Here is a 19,053-nt window from a genome sequence, read left to right on the forward strand (position 1 = left end):
TCCCGGAGCGATGCCGTAGACGAAGAGAGAGAGCAGTATTCATGCGTTTTGCCAGAACGGGGCTATCGCAGCGCCTCAAGCACCGAGCACTTGCAATCGGTGCCGCAGCACTTGTGCTTCCCCTCGCCGCAGGCGTCGCCGGTAGCGCTGTTGCTACCGCTGCTCCCGCGCACGCTGCTCCCGCTCACTCCGCGCCGTGGGGTGGATTCGAGGAACTTTGGGTTCCCTCCACCATGGGCAACATCAAGGTGCAGGTCCAGTGGGCCGCACGCGGCGGAAACGCGGCTCTCTACTTGCTCGACGGCCTTCGCGCTCGTGACGACGCCAACGCGTGGACCTTCGAGACCAACGCGCTCGAGCAGTACCGCGACGACAACATCACCCTGGTGATGCCCGTCGGCGGACAGTCCAGCTTCTACAGCGACTGGTACGCGCCCTCGAACTTCAACGGTCAGGAAATGACCTACAAGTGGGAAACCTTCCTCACGGAAGAGCTCCCGAACTTCCTCGCGAACTACGGCGTCTCGCCCACCAACAACGCCGTTCTCGGCCTGTCGATGGGTGGCAGTGCTGCACTGACTCTCGCCGCCTACCACCGCGATCAGTTCAAGTTTGCCGGCTCGCTGTCGGGTTACCTGAACATCTCGGCTCCCGGTATGCGTGAAGCCATCCGCGTCGCAATGCTCGATGCCGGCCGTTTCAACGTCGACTCCATGTGGGGTCCCCCGTGGAGCCCGGCTTGGCTGCGTAACGACCCGTTCGTCTTCGCTCCGCGCCTGAAGGGCCTGTCGATGTACATCTCGGCAGCCAGCGGTCTGACCGGCAAGTACGACAACCCCAAGGGCCTGGTCGGTTACTACAACACGGCAAACGCCATGGGCCTCGAGGCAATTGCACTGGCCAACACCCGCGCATTCCAGGTCCGGATGAACACGCTCGGCATTCCGGCCACCTACAGCTTCCCCTCCAACGGAACCCACATGTGGGCCTACTGGTCAGAGGAACTGTTCAAGGCTCGCAATCAGATTCTTGACACCATGAACGCTCGGTAATCGTGACCTAGTCACTTCACCAGTGCCGTTCCGGACTCCCGAAAAGGAGATCGGAGCGGCACTTGTGCGTTCAAGGAATGACGTAAACCTAGACTTCGGTAACAATTGCACCATCAGTAACAGCGCGCCGACCCCACGCGTGACTCCTTTGCGTGTAGAAAGAGTTTCGACCGAGGTCTGGCCGCTGAACTGGCGCACCGATGCTTATTTGCCTCGATGATCAAGCATGACGATCAAGACACGCGGACCGGACGTAAGGAAAGAGAGTGAACTCATGCGAGTAGGCCTTGCCAGGGTGGACCGTAGTCGGTCCCACGGGACCTATCGATCGAAGGTCGTCGGAACGCTGGCAGCTCTGCTGGTCCTGCCGATCGCGGCAGGACTGACGACTGCAGGCACCGCCACCGCTGCACCCGTCCCGGCGCTCACCGCACCGGTCGCGACCCAGAACCAGGGTGGTGCGACCGTCGGCAAGGTGGAGTGGCTCAGCGAGCGCCGCGTCGCACTGTGGATCAACTCCCCGTCGATGGGCATTCCGATTCAGGTTCAGGTTCTCCTGGCCCGTGACTGGAATGTGACTCCGGCGGCGTCCTTCCCCTCTGTCTGGATGCTCGACGGCCTTCGCGCCACCGACATCGAGAACGGCTGGACCGCCGAAACCGACGCCGAATCGTTCTACGCGGACAAGAACGTCAACGTGATTCTTCCCGTCGGCGGTCAGTCCAGCTTCTACGCCGACTGGCTCAAGCCCGACAACGGCGTGTTCTATCAGTGGGAAACGTTCCTGACGAAGGAACTGCCGTCCATTCTCGAGAACGACTGGCGAACCACGCAGACCCGTGGCGTCGTCGGACTCTCCATGGGTGGCACGGCCGCGATGGCCCTCACCGCACGTAACCCCGGCTTCTTCAAGTTCGCAGCGTCGCTGTCCGGAATCCTGACGACGACTTCGCTCGGTATGCCGCAGGCAATCGGCTTCGCGATGAACGACGCCGGACAATTCGACTCCACCGCTATGTGGGGCCCTCCGTCCAACCCCGCGTGGGCTGCCCACGATCCGTACTCGATCGCAGACAAGCTCAAGGGCGTCAGCCTGTATGTTTCGAGTGGTAGCGGTACCACCGGTCCGTACGACCAGCCGTCTGTCGTTCCGGGCGTCAGCACCAACTACGCCGGCATGGGCCTCGAAATTCTGGCTCGACTGACGTCGCAGACATTTGCGACCAAGCTCAACACTCTCGGCATTCCTGCCCAGATCAACTACCGTCCGTCCGGCACGCACTCGTGGCCGTACTGGCAGTTCGAGCTTCATCAGCTGTGGCCGCAGCTCGCCAACGCAATCGGTACCGATGTCGAGAAGCCGCTCTGCGGCGCTTCCGGTGCGATCGGTGCAACGGCAGCGGCAAACACCTGGATCGGTGACTGCGTCACGTCCGAGTACAGCGTCGCTGGTGGCCTTGCGCAGGACTTCCGGAACGGCCGCATCTACTGGACCTCCGGTACCGGTGCAAATCCTGTTGCCGGCCGCATCGCCGGCGAATACATGAACAACGGTGCAGCAGCCGGCACGCTCGGCTTCCCGACCACCCCGGAAAATGGAACGCCCGACGGACGTGGACGCTACAACCACTTCCAGAAGGGTTCCATCTACTGGACCCCGCAGACCGGTGCGCATGCAGTGAGCGGACCGATCTTGGATGAATGGTCCCGGCAGGGATGGGAAGGTGGCCCGCTCGGCTACCCGACTGCCGCGGCGATCGCGACTCCCGGCCAGGCCGGCAACGTGCAGGGCTTCGAAATCGGAGCGATGTACAACAGTGCCAGCGGTACCTTCGCAGTCATGGGCATGATCATGGCCAAGTACGGCGAACAAGGCTGGGAAGGCGGATGGCTCGGTTTCCCCAAGTCCAACGAAGTTGTGGTCAAGGACAACGGCCGCTTCACCGAGTTCGACGGCGGAAACATCTACTGGAGCCCCGCCTCGGGTGCCTGGACCGTCGCCAACGGACCGATTTTCGACGGCTGGAAGAGCGTCGGCTACGAAGCGGGAAAGATCGGATTCCCGATCAGTGACAAGTTCGACATCCCCGGCGGAGTTCAGCAGAACTTCCAGTTCGGCTGGATCACGGTGATCGGCGACAAGACCGAAGTTCACCAGTAGAACTGCTCACCGGTAAAACTGTTCAGCAGTAGAACGAAACGTACGACACGTACCGCACGACGGGCGGGCCCGATCACTGATCGGTGCTCGCCCGTCGTGCGTTGCGTAACCTGATGATGGACTTTCGACTGAAGGCAAGGATGGACTTTGATGTCGCTTTTCTCGGGTAACCGAAACACGTTTGCGCGCGCGATCGCGGTGGGATCTTTGACACTCGTCACCGGTGGCCTACTGGTCGCCTGTGGCAGTGATGATTCGACGGTCACATCGACTCCGGTGACGTCGTCCGTCGTGGCTTCTTCTTCGTCGACGGCGGCCCCGAGCAGTTCAGGTTCGGCGGCCGCGACTACTACGATCTCAGCGCCGCCCACCAGTCCCGGTGCGGCCGCTACGGCACCGCCGGAGCAGCCCCAGAGCATCGAAGGTTTCCCGGGTCCGACAAACGTCGAGGTCAGCCCCGAATCGCAGGCGTTCCTCGACGGTCTGAAGGCAAAGGGAATCGCTCCGGAGGGTGACGGCAGCATCGCAGTCAACACTGCCAACTACATCTGTGCTGCCAACGCGCAGGGCACGTCCGACGCCGAGGTCTTGGCGCTGGTGACCGCTGTCGTGGGCTCCGCGTCTCCGGACGGCACCGCGATCACACCCGAGCAGGCCACCGCGAACGCGCAGATCTACATCGACGTCGCCAACGCTACTTTCTGCAAGTAGATGATGGCGCGAGGCGGAAAGCGGCGGGGTTGTCTGATCCCGCTGCTGATCATTCTGGTGGTTGCTGCCGTCGTGATCGGCGGTTGGTACATCCTTGCCGGTCGCGTTCCGTCGCCGGTTCCGTTGCCTCCGGGCCCGGAGCAACCGTCGTCCCAGCCGGCCAGTTGTCCCGATGTCCAGGTGGTTGCCATTCCGGGCACGTGGGAATCCAGCGTCGCCGACGATCCGTACAACCCGACGGCTAATCCAGCATCGTTGATGCTCAATGTCACCAGGCCGTTGCAGGAGCAGTTCGATCCTTCACGTGCTGACGTCTACACCGTTCCGTACGTCGCGCAGTTCTCGAATCCGGTTGCGTTTCCGCCGGACGGACAGCAGTCGTACAACAACAGTCGGGCTGCGGGAACTGCTGCTACCAACGAGTTTCTGGTAAAGCGTCACGCTGAATGTCCGCTGACGAGCTATCTGCTGACCGGCTTTTCGCAAGGTGCGGTCATCGCCGGCGACGTTGCCGCCGGCATCGGCAACGGAACGGGCGCAGTGCCGGCAGATCTGGTTCTGGGCGTCGGACTGATTGCCGACGGCCGTCGTGATCCAGCCCATGGAATCACCGTTGGCCCCAGCGTTGCCGGAGTGGGGGCGGAACTGTCCTTGAACGGGCTGAAGCTGCCGGGTCTCACGATGACGGGTGCCCGCGAGGGTGGGTTCGGCAAGCTCGATGATCGGACGTATCAGATCTGCGCGCCCAGCGACGGAATCTGTGACGCTCCGCCGGCAGCATTGAATCCGGGAAACCTGTTGACGTCCCTGCCTCGCCTGTTGGAGTACTACAACAATCCTGTGCATGCCCTGTACAACTCTTTCGCAGTGGACCCGGACGGCACGACGGCCACTCAATGGATGGCACAGTGGGCGGCTGACAAGATAAATTCTGCGCCGACTCCGCCGCACAGTTGATGTCCGCAAGACTGGTCGCAGGTGAAATGCAGAAATGATCCGGCTTGTCCTCTAAAGTGCTGTGACGTAGGTGACTCACGAGTAGGTTCGATCTACCGGAGTTGTCCACCACTCACGTCTGTCTGCCAGACGTGACCCGCCCGATAGAGGAGAAGCGATACATGAGTTCCACCGACGGCCGCCCCGGCGCGCCGTACATCCCGGTTCGCAGCTGGCTACTAGGTGGCCATGATCACAGCTCTCGATCGAGGTTTTCACGCTTCGCTGAGGTGGGTAGAGTGCACCGGCGATGCGGATGATGCGGATCTGTAACATATCGATGGTTTGGGATCGATGAAGTGATTTAGGTGAGTTGCGCACGCAGCGCGATTGGTTTGATCGAAGATATACCCGAGAGAGCGAAGGAAGTCTGGGGCGCAAGCATGACCAAATATGCTTGTGTGATCGCTTCGGAGGAGATGGAATGAACGCGCTGTTCGATGGTTTTCTCGACGAGAAGGGCCGGATCCGCCTTAAAGAAGGCTTTACTCTGGTCGATTATGTCGAGCAACACTCGCGTGTCAACGCGGACGAGCTTGCGTACCGCTACATCGACTACTCACGTGAGCGTGACGGCGAAGCGCAAGAACTGACGTGGCACCAGTTCGGTGTACGTCTGCGCGCTGTTGCCGCGCGTCTGCAGCAGGTCACCAAGCGCGGCGACCGAGTGGCGATTCTGGCACCCCAGGGCCTCGACTACGTAGTCTCGTTCTTCGCGGCCATCCAGGCCGGTTCCATCGCCGTTCCGCTCTTTGATCCCGACGAGCCTGGTCACTCCGATCGGCTGCACGCAGTCCTCGGTGACTGCAAGCCGACGGCCATCCTGACGGCCGCTTCGTCGGCTGCCGGTGTCCGGGCGCTCTTCCGTTCGCTGCCGGCTGCCGAACGTCCCCGCATCATCGCCGTCGACGCCATTCCCGACACCGTCGGTGAAACGTGGGTTCGCCCCGACATCGGTTTCGACGACATCGCTTACCTGCAGTACACGTCGGGTTCGACGCGAGTTCCCGCCGGTGTGGAGATCACGCACCGCGCTGTCGGAACCAATGCCCTGCAGATGGTCGACTCCATCGAACTCACCGAGGATTCACGCGGCGTCACCTGGCTGCCCCTGTTCCACGACATGGGTCTGCTCACGGTCATCCTGCCTGCGTTCGGTGGCAAGTACATCACCATCATGAGCCCGCGCGCCTTCGTTCAGCGGCCTTACCGCTGGATCAAGGAACTCGCGGCTGCCAAGGACGGTGCCGGCACGTTCGCCGCCGCTCCCAACTTCGCTTTCGAGCATGCTGCTGCGCGCGGTCTGCCCAAGGACGGCGAAGAGCTGGACCTGAGCAACGTCATCGGTCTGATCAACGGCAGTGAGCCGGTCACGACGTCGTCGATGCGCAAGTTCAACGAAGCCTTCGGGCCCTACGGTCTGCCCAAGACAGCGATCAAGCCGTCGTACGGAATGGCCGAGGCGACGCTGTTCGTGTCCTCGACCAAGCATTCCGACGAGGCCAAGGTCATCTACGTCGACCGTGCCGAGCTCAACAAGGGCCGCATGGTCATCGTGGATCAGCACGCAGAAAATGCGATCGCTCAGGTGTCGTGTGGGTACGTCTCGCGTAGTCAGTGGGCTGCCATTGTCGATCCCGAAACTGCGACCGAGGTTCTCGACAACCACGTCGGCGAGATCTGGTTGCACGGCGAGAACATCGGCGTCGGCTACTGGGGACGTCCCGACGAGACCGCCGAGACCTTCCACAACAAGCTGACCAACCGTCTGCCTGAAGACAGTCACACCGAAGACCTGCCGATGGACGCCAACTGGATGCGTACCGGCGACTTCGGCGTCTACGTCGACGGCGAGCTGTACATCACCGGACGTGTCAAGGATCTGGTGATCGTCGACGGCCGCAATCACTACCCGCAGGACATCGAGGTTTCCGCGCAGGAAGCAAGCCCGGCTCTGCGTCCGGGATTTGTCGCCGCATTCGCCGTTCCGGCCAACCAGTTGCCGCCCGTCGTGTTCGCGAACTCCCATTCGGGCCTTACGTTCGACGACGACGACGCCTCTGAGCAGTTGGTCATCGTCGCGGAACGTGCGCCGGGTGCCGGTAAGGCTGATCCGCAGCCGATCGCCGATACCGTCCGGGCCGCAATTGCGTCTCGTCACGGTGTGACGGCACGCGACATTCTGTTGGTTCCGGCTGGTTCCATTCCCCGTACGTCCAGCGGCAAGATCGCTCGGCGTGCGTGCAAGGCAAGCTACATCGAGGGAACGCTGCGTGGTGGCTATCAGCAATCTGCATTCCCCGATAGCGTTTGAGGAACATCCCCTTCATGATCGGTAGCTTGGTGAGTTGATGGTTGAACAAGATGGTACGCAGGGCAATACAGTCGACTCCAGCGTGAACGGCGTCGACATGAGCGTTTCGCAGTTGCGTGAGTGGCTGCGAAACTGGATTGCCAACGCGACGGGTCAGCCCGTGGCATTGATCACCGACGATCGGCCGATGGAAGAGTTCGGGCTCGCATCTCGCGATGCGGTTGCCTTGAGCGGCGACATCGAAGATCTGCTCGGCATCACGCTGACCGCGACGGTTGCGTATCAACATCCGACCATCGCCTCGCTGGCTACCCGGATCATCGAGGGCGAGCCCGAAGCACCCGAAGAGACCATTGACGCGTCGTACTACGCGTCAGGTGCCGCGACGGATGCTCACGACATCGCAATCGTCGGCATGTCGACGCGTTTCCCCGGCGCCGGGCACACCCCCTCGGATATGTGGGACATGCTCGCTGCGGGCCGCGACGGCATCAGCGACCTGCCTGAGGATCGTTGGGTCGAGTTCATGTCCGATCCCGCCATCAAGGCGGCGATCGAGAAGGCTCACACCAAGGGCGGTTACCTCGACGACGTCAAGGGATTCGACGCGGAGTTCTTCGCGATGTCTCCGCTCGAGGTTGTCAACGTCGATCCGCAGCAACGTCTCGCTCTCGAATTGGCTTGGGAAGCGCTCGAGCACGCGCGCATCCCCGCCAGCGGGCTCAAAGGCAAGCAGGTCGGTGTCTTCATCGGCAGTTCCGCCAACGATTACCAGCTGCTCGCTGTCAGCGATCCGAATGCGCATCCGTACGCATTGACCGGTACGTCGACGGCTGTCATCGCGAACCGGGTCTCGTATTTCTTCGATTTCCGCGGACCGTCCATTGCCCTGGACACCGCGTGCTCGTCTTCGCTGGTCGCGGTGCACGAGGCAGTGCGCTCGCTGCGTAGCGGCGACTCCGATATCGCTCTTGCCGGTGGTATCAACATGCTGCTGGCTCCGGCCGGAACCCTCGCTTTCGATCAGATCGGCATGCTCGCACCCGACGGCAAACTGCGCGCGTTCTCGGCTGAGGCCGAGGGCATCGTGCGTTCCGAAGGTGGCGGACTGGTTGCGCTCAAGCGGGTGGAGGACGCCGAGCGTGACGGCGATTCCATCCTTGCGGTGATCGCCGGAACAGCCATCAACCAGGACGGCCGCTCCAACGGTCTCCTCGCTCCCAACCCCGATGCTCAGGCCGACGTGTTGCGCTTCGCGTACCGCGACGCCGGCATCCTGCCGAGCACCGTCGACTACATCGAGGCGCACGGCACGGGCACCGATCTCGGGGATCCCATCGAGGCCGACGCTCTCAGTCGCGTAGTAGGTCGAGGTCGCGACGACGACAAGCCTGCACTGCTCGGTAGCGCAAAAACCAACTTCGGACACCTCGAGGCCGCAGCCGGTGCTGCCGGTCTGATCAAGGTCGTCCTGGCGATGCAGGAAAACAAGATTCCCGCGACGCTCAACTACCTGGGTCCCAACCCGCACATCGATTTCGACAAGGCTCACCTTCAGGTGACGTCGGAGACGACGGACTGGCCGCGGTACACCGGCAAGGCTGTTGCGGGTGTTTCCGGATTCGGTTTCGGTGGAACCAATGCGCACGTCGTTGTTCGTGAGTATGTGCCGGCCACTGCCGATGCTGATCTGGACGTGGAGACAGAAGCTGCCGGTGTTCTCGCCGAGGCAGCGGAGTCGATGGGTGTTCCCACCGCGGAGCAGGCCGTGGTGTTGGCAGTATCGGGCGCACTGCCGTCGCGTCGTCGCCGCGCCGCCGCTGATCTGGCCGACTGGCTCGAAACCGAAGCCGGCAGCATGACGCCGCTTACCGATGTTGCGCGCACACTCTCGCGTCGCAACCACGGTCGTTCGCGTGCTGCCGTTGTAGCCACGACTCGTTCCGAGGCAATCAGCGCATTGCGCGCTGTTGCTGCCGGAAAGCCTGCTCCCGGAGTGTTTTCGGCTGATTCGCCGTCGCCCAAGGGTGCTGTGTGGGTGTTCTCGGGCTTTGGCTCGCAGCACCGCAAGATGGCCAAGCAGCTGTACACGGAGAACTCGGTGTTCAGGGCAGCCGTCGACGAGGTCGACGCGCTGATCGTGCACGAAGCCGGGTATTCGGTGGCCGAGATGTTCCTCGACGATGCTCTCGAGTACAACGTCGAAACCGCTCAGGTCGCTATCTTCACCATCCAGATCGGCTTGGCCGCGCTGCTGCGTCATCACGGCGCCGACGCCGAAGCGGTTGTTCCCCACTCGATGGGCGAGGCTGCCGCGGCTTACATTTCAGGCGGCTTGAACCTCGAAGATGCTGTGCGCGTTATCTGTTCGCGTTCACGTCTGATGGGCGAGGCCGAGAGCGGTCTCGTTGGTGACGACATCCGTCTGATGGCTCTGCTCGAGTACAGCGCAACCGAGATCGAAGCGCTGCTGCCCACCTACCCCAAGCTCGAGGTCTGCGTCTACGCAGCTCCGACGCACACGGTGATCGGTGGACCGCAGCCCGACATCGAGGCGATCGTTGCCGCAGCCGAGGCCGACGGGAAGATGGCTCGCGTCCTGCAGACCAAGGGTGCAAGCCATACGTCGCAGGTTGATCCGCTGCTCGGTGAGCTCGCTGCCGAATTGGCCGGTCTCGAAGCATCGACGCTGAAGCTGGGTGTCTACTCGTCCGTCGACAAGGAAACCTTCTACCGGGCCGGCCACGAGCCGATCCATCAAGAGGCGTACTGGGTCAAGGGCCTGCGCCACAGCGTGTACTTCACCAACGCTGTACGGCTCGCAGTTGCCAACGGGCACACCACGTTTGTGGAGCTTGCCCCCAATCCGGTGACGTTGATGTCGGTGGCTGCGACGGCATTCGATGCCGGTCTCCACGACATGGCGCTCATCCAGACGCTCAAGCGTAAAGAAGACGAATCTGCCGGCGTTCTGGCGGCTTTGGCTCAGCTCTACGTGCACGGCCATGCCGTGAATCTCGAATCCCTGCTTCCGGCAGGCGAATTTGCAGTCCTGCCACGCACTGCTTTCCTGCGCAAGCCGTACTGGCTGGACATTCGTGTCAGTGCCGGTGGGGCGTCCCGCGTTCCGGGTTCGCACGTTGCACTGCCTGACGGCCGCCACGTCTGGGAGGTCGACGCTGCAGTTGCCGGTGATCTGAATGCTCTCGTGACTGCCGCTGCCGCGCAGGTGCTTTCGGACGTAACGCTTACCGCAGCTGTTCCGCAGGGCGATATCGCTGCTGCCGCAACGTTGACCACAACACTCAACCCGCATCCCGGTGGTGCGTCGTTGCAGGTGCATGCACGTGAAGGTGGCAACTTCCGGTTGCTGCTCGACGCCGTCGTCACCGCGGGTGAGGCTTTGCCGGAACTCGTTGTTGCCGCACCGGTTCGGTCCACGGGCACGATGGAAGCCCTGACCGAGGTCGTCGAAGACGCCGGTGACAAGTGGGACCCCAACGGTTCGCAGAGTATCGACGATCGCCTCAAGATCGTTGTCGCCGAATCGATGGGTTACTCGCCGGAGGATCTGCCGGCCGAGGTTCCGCTCATCGAACTGGGCTTGGACTCGCTGATGGCGATGCGTATCAAGAACCGCGTCGAGTACGAGTTCGACATTCCGCAGTTGCAGTTGCAGGCCGTCAAGGATGCAAGCCTGCTCGAGGTCAACAAGTACCTGCGCTACGCGATCGAGAACCGCGAAGAAGTTCAGGAGATGGCGGACAAGCAGGCGGCCGAGAAGTTGGCGGCGGATGCTGCTGACGACGAGGCAGTGACAGTGGAACCGGTGGTGGAGATGCCTGTTCCGGTTGCTGCTGCTCCTACGGTTCCGGTCCCGTCTGATCCGTCTCGTGCGGGAACTGCGGACGACGCCGGATCCGACGTTCCGCCGCGAGATGCGGCCGAGCGCTTGACGTTTGCGACGTGGGCCGTAGTCACCGGCGCATCGGCCAAGGGCATCTTCAACACCTTGCCCGCTGTCGACGACGAGACGGCCGAGAAGTTGTCGGTTCGACTCTCCGAGCGGGCCGACGGCGAAGTCACTGCCGACGACGTGCGCAATTCCACGACCATCGAGGAACTTGCGGACATCGTCCGTCAGTACCTCGAGGACGACGGCAAGATCGACGGCGTCATGCGTATCTTGCGTGCTCGCCCCGAAGGTTCCACTGCGGTACCGGTATTCGTATTCCATTCGGCCGGTGGGTCGACGGTGACGTACGAGCCGCTGCTCAAGCGTCTGCCGGCCGACACTCCGATGTACGGATTCGAGCGCATCGAGGGTCCGATCGAGAAGCGTGCCGCAGAGTACGTTCCACTACTGCGCGAAATTCAGGGTGACGGCCCGTACGTGCTGTACGGCTGGTCGCTCGGTGGAGTGCTGTCCTACGCGGTAGCGAACATCCTGCGTGAGCAGGGCGCCGACGTGAGGGTTGTCGGCATGCTCGACACCGTCATGGCCGGCGTGGACGTCCCCAACACCGCAGAAGAGCGCCGCAAGCGCTGGGAGCGGTACGGAGCCTTCGCGAAGCGCACCTATAACCTGGATGTTCCACTGCCGGTGGATATTCTGGCCGAGATCGAATCCGATGAAGATCAGATTCAGTTCCTCATGGACATGATCAAGATGAGCGGCGTCAAGATTCCCGGCGGCATCATCGAGCATCAGCGCACGTCGTGGTTGGACAACCGTGCCATCCAGACTGCCGATTTCAAGAACTACGACGGCGACGTCGTGATCTACATGGCTGACAAATACCACGATGAACTCATCTCGCTCGAGCCTGCGTTCAAAACGCGTAAGGCAGACGGCGGTTGGGGCAGCTACGTGAAGAACCTCGAGGTCGTCTACATCGGCGGGGACCACCTGCAGATCGTCGACGAGCCGTACATCGCGAAGGTCGCGGCAGACCTCACCAAAAAGCTGGCCCAGATCGAGACAGCGGAAACCGGAGTTCAGAAGTGACGACGACCACCGCGGAGAAGCTAGCTGAACTCCGCGAAAAGTTGGAAAAGGCAAAGGAACCCGGCTCGGCACGGGCCATTGCCAAGCGTGACGCCGCCGGCCACAGCACGCCGCGCCAGCGCATCGACATGCTGCTCGATCCGGGCAGTTTCATCGAGATCGGCGCACTGGTCAAGATGGCGGGCGAAGGCAACCCGTACAGCGACGGCGTCATGACCGGCCACGGAACCGTCGACGGGCGTCCCGTCGCCGTGTTCGCACACGATCAGACCGTGTTCGGCGGTGCTGCAGGCGAGATGTTCGGCCGTAAGGTCGCGGCCGTCAACGACTTTGCGCTCAAGGTGGGTTGCCCGGTCGTCGGCATCAACGATTCCGGTGGAGCTCGAATCCAGGACGCGGTCTCCTCGCTGGCGTGGTACGCCAACATGGGTTCGCGCCAGGAGCCTTTGTCGGGACTGTGCCCTCAGATCTCGGTGATTCTCGGCAAGTGTGCCGGCGGAGCGGTGTACGCGCCGATCAACACCGACGTCGTGGTCGCCACCGAAGAGTCCTACATGTTTGTGACGGGTCCCGACGTCATCAAGTCGGTGACCGGCGAAGAGGTCAGCCTCGACGACCTCGGTGGTGCTCGTAAGCAGGCCGAATACGGAAACATCCATCACGTCGCTCCCGACGAGAAGGCTGCTTTCGACTGGGTGCGCGAGTACTTGAGCTTCATGCCTTCCTCCTGCCAGGAGAAGGCTCCCGCGATCAATCCGGGTCTCGAACCCGAGATGACCGAGTCGGACCTCGAGCTAGACGCGTTCATGCCGGACGCCGACAATGCCGGTTACGACATGCACGACATCATTTTGCGGATCTTCGACGACGGCACCTTCCATGAAATCGGTGCCCAGGTCGCGCACAACATCATCACCGGGTTCTCCCGCGTCGACGGACTGCCCGTCGGCGTTGTGGCAAACCAGCCCACGTACCTCAGTGGCGCACTTGATGCGGCCAGTTCCGACAAGGCTGCGCACTTCGTTCGACTGTGCGACGCGTTCAACATTCCGCTCGTCTTCGTTGTCGACACGCCGGGCTTCCTGCCGGGCGTCGAGCAGGAAAAGGTCGGCGTCATCAAGCGTGGCGGTCGCTTCCTCTTCTCGTACATCGAGGCCACCGTGCCCAAGGTGACTGTGGTGGTACGTAAGTCGTACGGCGGCGGCTACGCCGTTATGGGCTGCAAGCAGCTCGGCGCCGACATCAACTTGGCCTGGCCCACCGCTCGCATCGCCGTGATGGGTGCCGAAGGAGCCGTCAACATCATGGGCCGGCGTCAGTTGGCCGAGGCCGGCGAGAACGCGCCCGCAGTCCGCGCGCAGTTGATCAACTTCTACAACGAGTTTGTCGCGACGCCGTACATCGCTGCTGAGCGTGGATACATCGATGCGGTGATCGCTCCGTCGGAGACTCGCCTCCAGATCCGCAAGGCTCTGAAGTTGCTGAAGGACAAGGCGGTTTACAAGAACCCGCGTAAGCACAACTTGGTCCCGCTGTAACTGTCATTTAGTTGCTTTGCTCCGGTCAGCCGCTCAGGGATTGAGCGGCTGACCGTCGAGTGCGTCGAACTGGCGGCGCAGCGCTTCGATTGCTGCCCGCACAGCCGGTCGATCACTGTCGGTTCGCCAGGCCAGGTAGATGCTGCGTCCCAATGGCGGGATCGTGTCGAGCATTCGGACGGCTTCTGGCGGTACAACTCTCGCAAGCCGTGGAATCAGCGCGACGGCAAGTCCTTGGGCGACAAACTCTACTTGCGCGGGAAATTCGGCCACCTCGTATTCGATGCGAGGATCGAACCCTTGAGCGCGCAGCATTCTCACGGTGAAGGCGTGGAAGTCCGTGCCCGGCGTCCAGGTGGCCCAGGCTTGATCGGACAGGTCTCTGAGTGCGACGATCTTGTTGTCGGCCAATGGATGTGACGCGGGAAGTGCGACGACCGCCACATCGTCGTGTACGGGGATGAACGAGATCTCGTCGGGCAGTTCGACGGGAGCAGTACTCCAACTGTCCACTACTACGATGTCCAGGTCGCGGCGAATCAGGGCCGGCAGGAGTTCTTCGGATTCGCCTTCGTGGAACGTGATCTCGAGCCGGGGATGATTTTGTTTGATCTCGGCGATTGCTCGCGGCAGCACAGTTCGACTGGGGGACACCAATGCGCCGACGCGTAGTCGACCCGTCACTTCGCTCTGCAGCGAGGCGATTTCGGCTTCGGCCTGGGCGAGTACCGAGAGGACCTCACCGGTTCGGCGGGCGAGCACCCATCCTGCTTCCGTGAGACGCACACCGCGGCCTTGGGGTGCGAGTAGTGGCACTCCGACCTCGCGTTCGAGCTTGTTCAACTGCTGAGAAATGCCCGAAGGGGTGACGTGCAGGGCACGGGCGGCAGCAGCGACTGATCCGGTCTCCGCGACTGCATGCAGCGCGCGTAGTCTTTCGAGATTGAACACAGTAGCAATGCTACTGAATAATCGGTGTGAATATTCGCTTGTGCTGAATAGTTAGCAATAGGAACATTGTCGTAGTGACGTCTTTGACCGGTACGACTACCGGAACACCCAACCCCGTCGGAATTGCTCCGGCACGCATCGATCCTCGAGTGCTGGTCATTGCCGGTGCAGCAGCGATTTCCGTCAGTTCGATACTGATCAAACTCGCCGATGTCGGACCGTCGACAGCTGTCTTCTTTCGCTGTTTCCTCGCACTGCCTCCTCTTGCCTGGATGGCGTGGCGTGAATGCCGCAGGTTGGGTATGCCCACCCGCAGGGCAGTGATCCTGCAATTGTTCGGCGGAATACTGCTCGGCGTGGACTTCGCGCTGTGGTCGCAGTCCATCCTGATGATTGGTGCGGGCATTGCGAGCGTCGTCGTGAATGTGCAGGTAATCGTGGTCCCTGCGCTGTCGTGGTTGATACTCGGCAATCGGGTTCCCCGACGATTCTTGTTCGCATTGCCGTTCCTGTTCGGAGGCATTGCCCTTGCCGGCGGTGTGATCGGTGGCGGGGTCGCGGGACCAGACCTGATGTGGGGAACAGTGCTGTCTCTGGTCTCCGGAATCGCTTACGGCGGATACATATTCATGGTCGGCTTCACCGGGGCGTCGGATCGAGCCGCTAGTCAGGTATTGATCTCCACGATCTCGGCCGGTATTGCCGGTTCCATGATCGGATCACTGTGGGGGCGGATCGATTTTGTTCCGGGCTGGGACGCGTTCTTCTGGCTCGTCGCGCTGGCTCTCGTCGGTCAAGTGTTCGGCTGGGTGTTGATGGGCCGTTCGCTCCCGAGGCTTTCCGCCGAAGTCGGAGCGACACTCCTACTCATGCAGCCGGTACTCGCTGTCCTTCTGGCAGTTCTCCTCGTAGGTGAGCGGCCCAGTGTTATGCAGCTACTCGGGTGCGTTGTCGTCGTCGGTGCGGTATCAGCAGTCTCCGTCAAACGCACCCGAGCAGTACTCGCCTGATCAGTGCACCCGCATCTCGCCCGGAATCCACCTACCCGAACGGGTAGCGGTGCCGGTGTCCACAACTGCCGCAGTGGCATTCGGGAAGAAGCGGTCGTAGCGCTCGAGGGAGCCCCAGTCACGGGACCAGTCGTCTTTCAGGTAAGTCGGGACAGTGGTGGCACTGGCGAGTACCTCGGTGAATCCGAGGGGGCCGCCGTTGTCTGCGGACTGCCAGGTATCGGTCGAGCTCACGGCCAAGGGGCGGTCCGGAAGGATGCGGAAGTTCGGCATCTCGGCAACACCATTGAGGTGAGTGAACGGGCGCTGGCACGGGAACTGAAGGCCCACAGCCCAGTCCAGGAGTACCGGCTGCTCGGTACCCACGTACGAGTTCAGGGACTCGAGCTTGGGGACACGCGGCGGCGTGAACGCCATCCACTGATCGCCCGTCAGGTTGGGATCGAATGCGACCACCCGGACGGCGTCGGCGTCGGGGGAAAGTTCGTCGATGGGGATGCGAACATTGCGCCACGACGGGGCGGGCCCGATATCGCGAGGCATGTACGAGCCCTGCGCCGCGACGGTTCCGTCGGGCTGGGTTTTGCCGTACTCGACCAACAGGGATTGCCCGTAGGTGACTGCGCCGGTGATGTCGACGGACCAGACGCGCCCGGCGACCGACATGACAACGAGGGGGGATTGTTCACTGCGAGCCGGTAATTGGTACCAGCTCGAGGTGAGTGAGGCGGGTTCTTGGACGCCGGTTTGGTAGCTACCCATGATGGGAGTAACCGCCGGGTCGAGACCGAAGGGGAGCTTGGCGGTACTGCCGTTGGCGCCGATGTTGCCGGTGCCGCCGCTGGTGCCGGCACCTGATCCGGTGACGAAGCTGGGGCCGACGCTCTGGTTGTCGGTGTTGCCCATGCCCTGTTTGACTTCGATGTAATCGGCGGTCAGATCGGTGGGAACTCCATTGGCGGAGAAGCCCTTCGCAGAGGCGCCGGACAGGGGATCTTCGGCATTGAACCCCGGTGTGGGGATGACGCGAAGGTTTCCGGAGTTGACGTCGGTCTCCACGAGGACGTCGTCGGCCATGCCGCAGGTTTTGCCGGCGAGGGCTTCGATGTTGCTGCGTCCCAAAGAATATGCCGGGTATTGCGAGATCGCGCCCTTGAGGAGTGAGAGTACTGCAAAGAGGACCATCAAGCCTGCGATCACGGTCAGTGGTGCTGCCGCGAACTTGCGAATTCGCTTGCCCTTGGCGGTGTTCGGATTTTCGGGTGCCGGCGCGAATCCTTCGCGCAAGTACTGCCACGCTGCCACTGCCAGTGCGAGTGCAAAGAGTCCGAGGAAGAGGGTGTTGGATTCGCGACCGTTGAAGGAGACGGTCTTGTCGAACCATGGCACGCCGTAGCTCGAGACGTACCAGTAGCCGTTGATACCGGCGAAGGTCAACGCCAACATCAGCAGGAGTCCGGCAACGAACACCGAGCGGTTACGACGCGACCGCAGAGCCGTCGCGGAAACCGCGACAGCCGTCAGAGCTGCGAGGGAACCCGCGATGCCCGCATACGCGCCGAAGTGGTGAGTCCACTTGGTGGGGTTGAACATCATGAAGAAGATGGTGCCGAAGACGACGCCCACGAGGCGCCAGGACGGACCCGTCGCAGCGCCGGGAACGCGGCCGCGGCGCAGCATCACGAAGAGTGTGGTGAACAGGCACAGGATCATCGTCAGGAACGCGAAACGGCGCGCCACCGAGCCGTCGACGGTCTCGACGAAGAGGTAGTAGTACCGCAGGAAGTCCTTGTACCACTCGAGGTTCGGGCCGATGATAGTGCGCACGCGGGTGGCTTCGAGGACGCCGGCCAGAGTCTGATCCGCGAAGATCACAACCAGCACGATGGTTCCCGCTGCCATGATCGGCGCGAGCAGAGCTGCAGTGCCGACCTCGCGGTGACGTTTGACGACGATGCGGATCAGAGGGCGGGCACCGGCGAGAAGCGCTGCGATACACATCAATCCGGTGGGCGCGGCAGCCAAGGTGAAGGCGCCGACCAGAACTGCGATGGCAGCGGGGAACAACCGGCCGGTGGCGATCGCGCGCTCGATGGAGCACCAGGTCAACAGTGCGCCGAGTGCAACGATCGGCTCGGGGCGCAGGCCGTTGTTGTAGGCGAGCCAGAACGCGAGGAAGACCATGCCGCCGGTCCACAGCGCGACGTTGCTCCGGCGGACGGCGCGTCCGAGCCGGGGAACAACTTCACGACTGATGACCATCCAGCACAGGATTCCGGCGATCAACGCCGGCAGGCGCATGAACGGGCTGGCCGTCGAAACCTGGGCCATCGCGGTCAAAACGTCGTAGTACCAACCGAACGGGGCCTCGGGAACACCGAACCAGCGGAAGTAGTTGGCCATGTATCCGGCGTCGGGGGCCACCCGGGCCATGGTGAGAAGGTAACCGTCGTCGGCAGTGTTCGCGCCGATGAAATGCCACAGCACCAAGGTTCCGACGACAACGCCGTCGAGGCCGGAGAACTTCCACCAACGAGTGGGGAAGAAGCGCCGGTGAGTACGTCCGTCGGTGCCGTCGAGTTTTGCGAGCGCAACCAGCGCGACGATGGTCGAGATGGCTGCGGTGATCATCGCGACGAGCTTGAGCGTCGTCGGGCTGGAAGAGAAGCGTGAGTCGACCGTCATCGAGAAGCCGAGGCCTTCGGGTGCTGCACCATCGGGCAGATCGCTGAACACACCGACCACCTGGGGCCGGAAGTCGCCGTCGAGTTGCCCTCGAAGCGGATTGCCGTCGGGGTAGGTGAGTCCGACAAATTCGGCAGCAGTCCGATTGATGTCGGAGTTGAACGTGATGGCGGTGCATCGACCCGATTCGACGTCCTCGCGCGTAGCCGACGCCACCACCACATTGCGGTCCAGGACGTCGACGCTGGTAGCGGACACCCGCACGAACATGGAGCTGAGCGCCGCGCCGGCGCCCTGAGCGGGCGCAGTCGACAGGAGGATGCCGCCGGTTTCAGGTAGGGATCCGACTGTGCTGCAGGGGATGGACGCGTTGACGTCGATGGGGACCTGCGCCATCAGGGGTGCCTCGACGTCGCCGATGACGCCGTTCTGCGGCCAATTGACCGCCGCTGTCGTTTGGGTAACCGGCAACAGCGGCGTAGCCAGTGCCAGGAAGAACCCGATGAGGCCGGCGACAATCGCAACCAATCGAGTTCGCCGGAAGAGTTCGCGGGCATCCGGAAGGGATGGCGGCGGCGAACTCGGAGCTACGGGTGACACTGTTACGACGTCGGGCACGGCTACCGA

At 62.4% G+C, this 19,053-nt stretch carries 10 protein-coding genes; 8 read left to right on the forward strand and 2 right to left on the reverse strand.

Annotation, left to right across the window (positions count from 1 at the left end):
- Positions 1–41: 41 nt before the first annotated feature.
- From MTX36_RS13100 to MTX36_RS13130, 7 genes are all read left to right on the forward strand, one after another.
- On the forward strand, positions 42–1,052 hold the full coding sequence (locus tag MTX36_RS13100; RefSeq protein WP_243620168.1) for an alpha/beta hydrolase family protein: 1,011 nt from the start codon (positions 42–44) through the stop codon (positions 1,050–1,052).
- A gap of 274 nt (positions 1,053–1,326) precedes the next feature.
- Positions 1,327–3,213, forward strand: a complete 1,887-nt coding sequence (locus MTX36_RS13105; protein WP_243620285.1) for an alpha/beta hydrolase-fold protein — start codon at positions 1,327–1,329, stop codon at positions 3,211–3,213.
- 150 nt (positions 3,214–3,363) lie between these two features.
- Complete coding sequence (locus tag MTX36_RS13110; protein WP_243620169.1) at positions 3,364–3,924, forward strand: DUF732 domain-containing protein; 561 nt, start codon at positions 3,364–3,366, stop codon at positions 3,922–3,924.
- A 3-nt stretch (positions 3,925–3,927) separates the two neighbouring features.
- The gene (locus MTX36_RS13115) at positions 3,928–4,881 is read left to right on the forward strand and encodes a cutinase family protein (RefSeq protein ID WP_243620287.1); all 954 of its coding nucleotides are present in this window, start codon (positions 3,928–3,930) and stop codon (positions 4,879–4,881) included.
- Between the two features lie 463 nt (positions 4,882–5,344).
- The gene (gene fadD32, locus MTX36_RS13120) at positions 5,345–7,234 is read left to right on the forward strand and encodes a long-chain-fatty-acid--AMP ligase FadD32 (RefSeq protein ID WP_243620170.1); all 1,890 of its coding nucleotides are present in this window, start codon (positions 5,345–5,347) and stop codon (positions 7,232–7,234) included.
- Between the two features lie 37 nt (positions 7,235–7,271).
- Positions 7,272–12,242, forward strand: coding sequence for a polyketide synthase Pks13 (pks13, locus tag MTX36_RS13125; RefSeq protein WP_243620171.1), 4,971 nt, complete (start codon positions 7,272–7,274; stop codon positions 12,240–12,242).
- Positions 12,239–13,780: an acyl-CoA carboxylase subunit beta gene (locus MTX36_RS13130; protein ID WP_243620172.1), complete on the forward strand. Its 1,542-nt coding sequence runs from the start codon at positions 12,239–12,241 to the stop codon at positions 13,778–13,780. The genes pks13 and MTX36_RS13130 overlap by 4 nt, the downstream gene beginning before the upstream one ends.
- Positions 13,781–13,813: 33 nt before the next feature.
- Here MTX36_RS13130 and MTX36_RS13135 read toward each other — a convergent pair whose 3' ends face one another.
- Positions 13,814–14,731, reverse strand: coding sequence for a LysR family transcriptional regulator (locus tag MTX36_RS13135; protein WP_243620173.1), 918 nt, complete (start codon positions 14,729–14,731; stop codon positions 13,814–13,816).
- 74 nt (positions 14,732–14,805) lie between these two features.
- Between MTX36_RS13135 and MTX36_RS13140 the strand changes: the two genes are divergently transcribed.
- Positions 14,806–15,741, forward strand: coding sequence for a DMT family transporter (locus MTX36_RS13140; RefSeq protein ID WP_243620174.1), 936 nt, complete (start codon positions 14,806–14,808; stop codon positions 15,739–15,741).
- Here the strand turns inward: MTX36_RS13140 and MTX36_RS13145 are convergent, their stop codons facing one another.
- Positions 15,742–19,044, reverse strand: coding sequence for an arabinosyltransferase domain-containing protein (locus MTX36_RS13145; protein ID WP_243620175.1), 3,303 nt, complete (start codon positions 19,042–19,044; stop codon positions 15,742–15,744).
- Between the last annotated feature and the right edge of the window lie 9 nt (positions 19,045–19,053).

The sequence above is a fragment of the Rhodococcus sp. ARC_M6 genome (assembly GCF_022810305.1).
Lineage (GTDB): Bacteria > Actinomycetota > Actinomycetes > Mycobacteriales > Mycobacteriaceae > Rhodococcus_F.

Excerpts from the sequence above, each read along its gene's own strand:
- MTX36_RS13115 (WP_243620287.1), top strand. The coding sequence starts at position 3,928 with ATGGCGCGAGGCGGAAAGCGGCGGGGTTGTCTGATCCCGCTGCTGATC.
- MTX36_RS13100 (WP_243620168.1), top strand. The coding sequence starts at position 42 with ATGCGTTTTGCCAGAACGGGGCTATCGCAGCGCCTCAAGCACCGAGCA.
- fadD32 (WP_243620170.1), top strand. The coding sequence starts at position 5,345 with ATGAACGCGCTGTTCGATGGTTTTCTCGACGAGAAGGGCCGGATCCGC.
- pks13 (WP_243620171.1), top strand. The coding sequence starts at position 7,272 with ATGGTTGAACAAGATGGTACGCAGGGCAATACAGTCGACTCCAGCGTG.
- MTX36_RS13110 (WP_243620169.1), top strand. The coding sequence starts at position 3,364 with ATGTCGCTTTTCTCGGGTAACCGAAACACGTTTGCGCGCGCGATCGCG.
- MTX36_RS13105 (WP_243620285.1), top strand. The coding sequence starts at position 1,327 with ATGCGAGTAGGCCTTGCCAGGGTGGACCGTAGTCGGTCCCACGGGACC.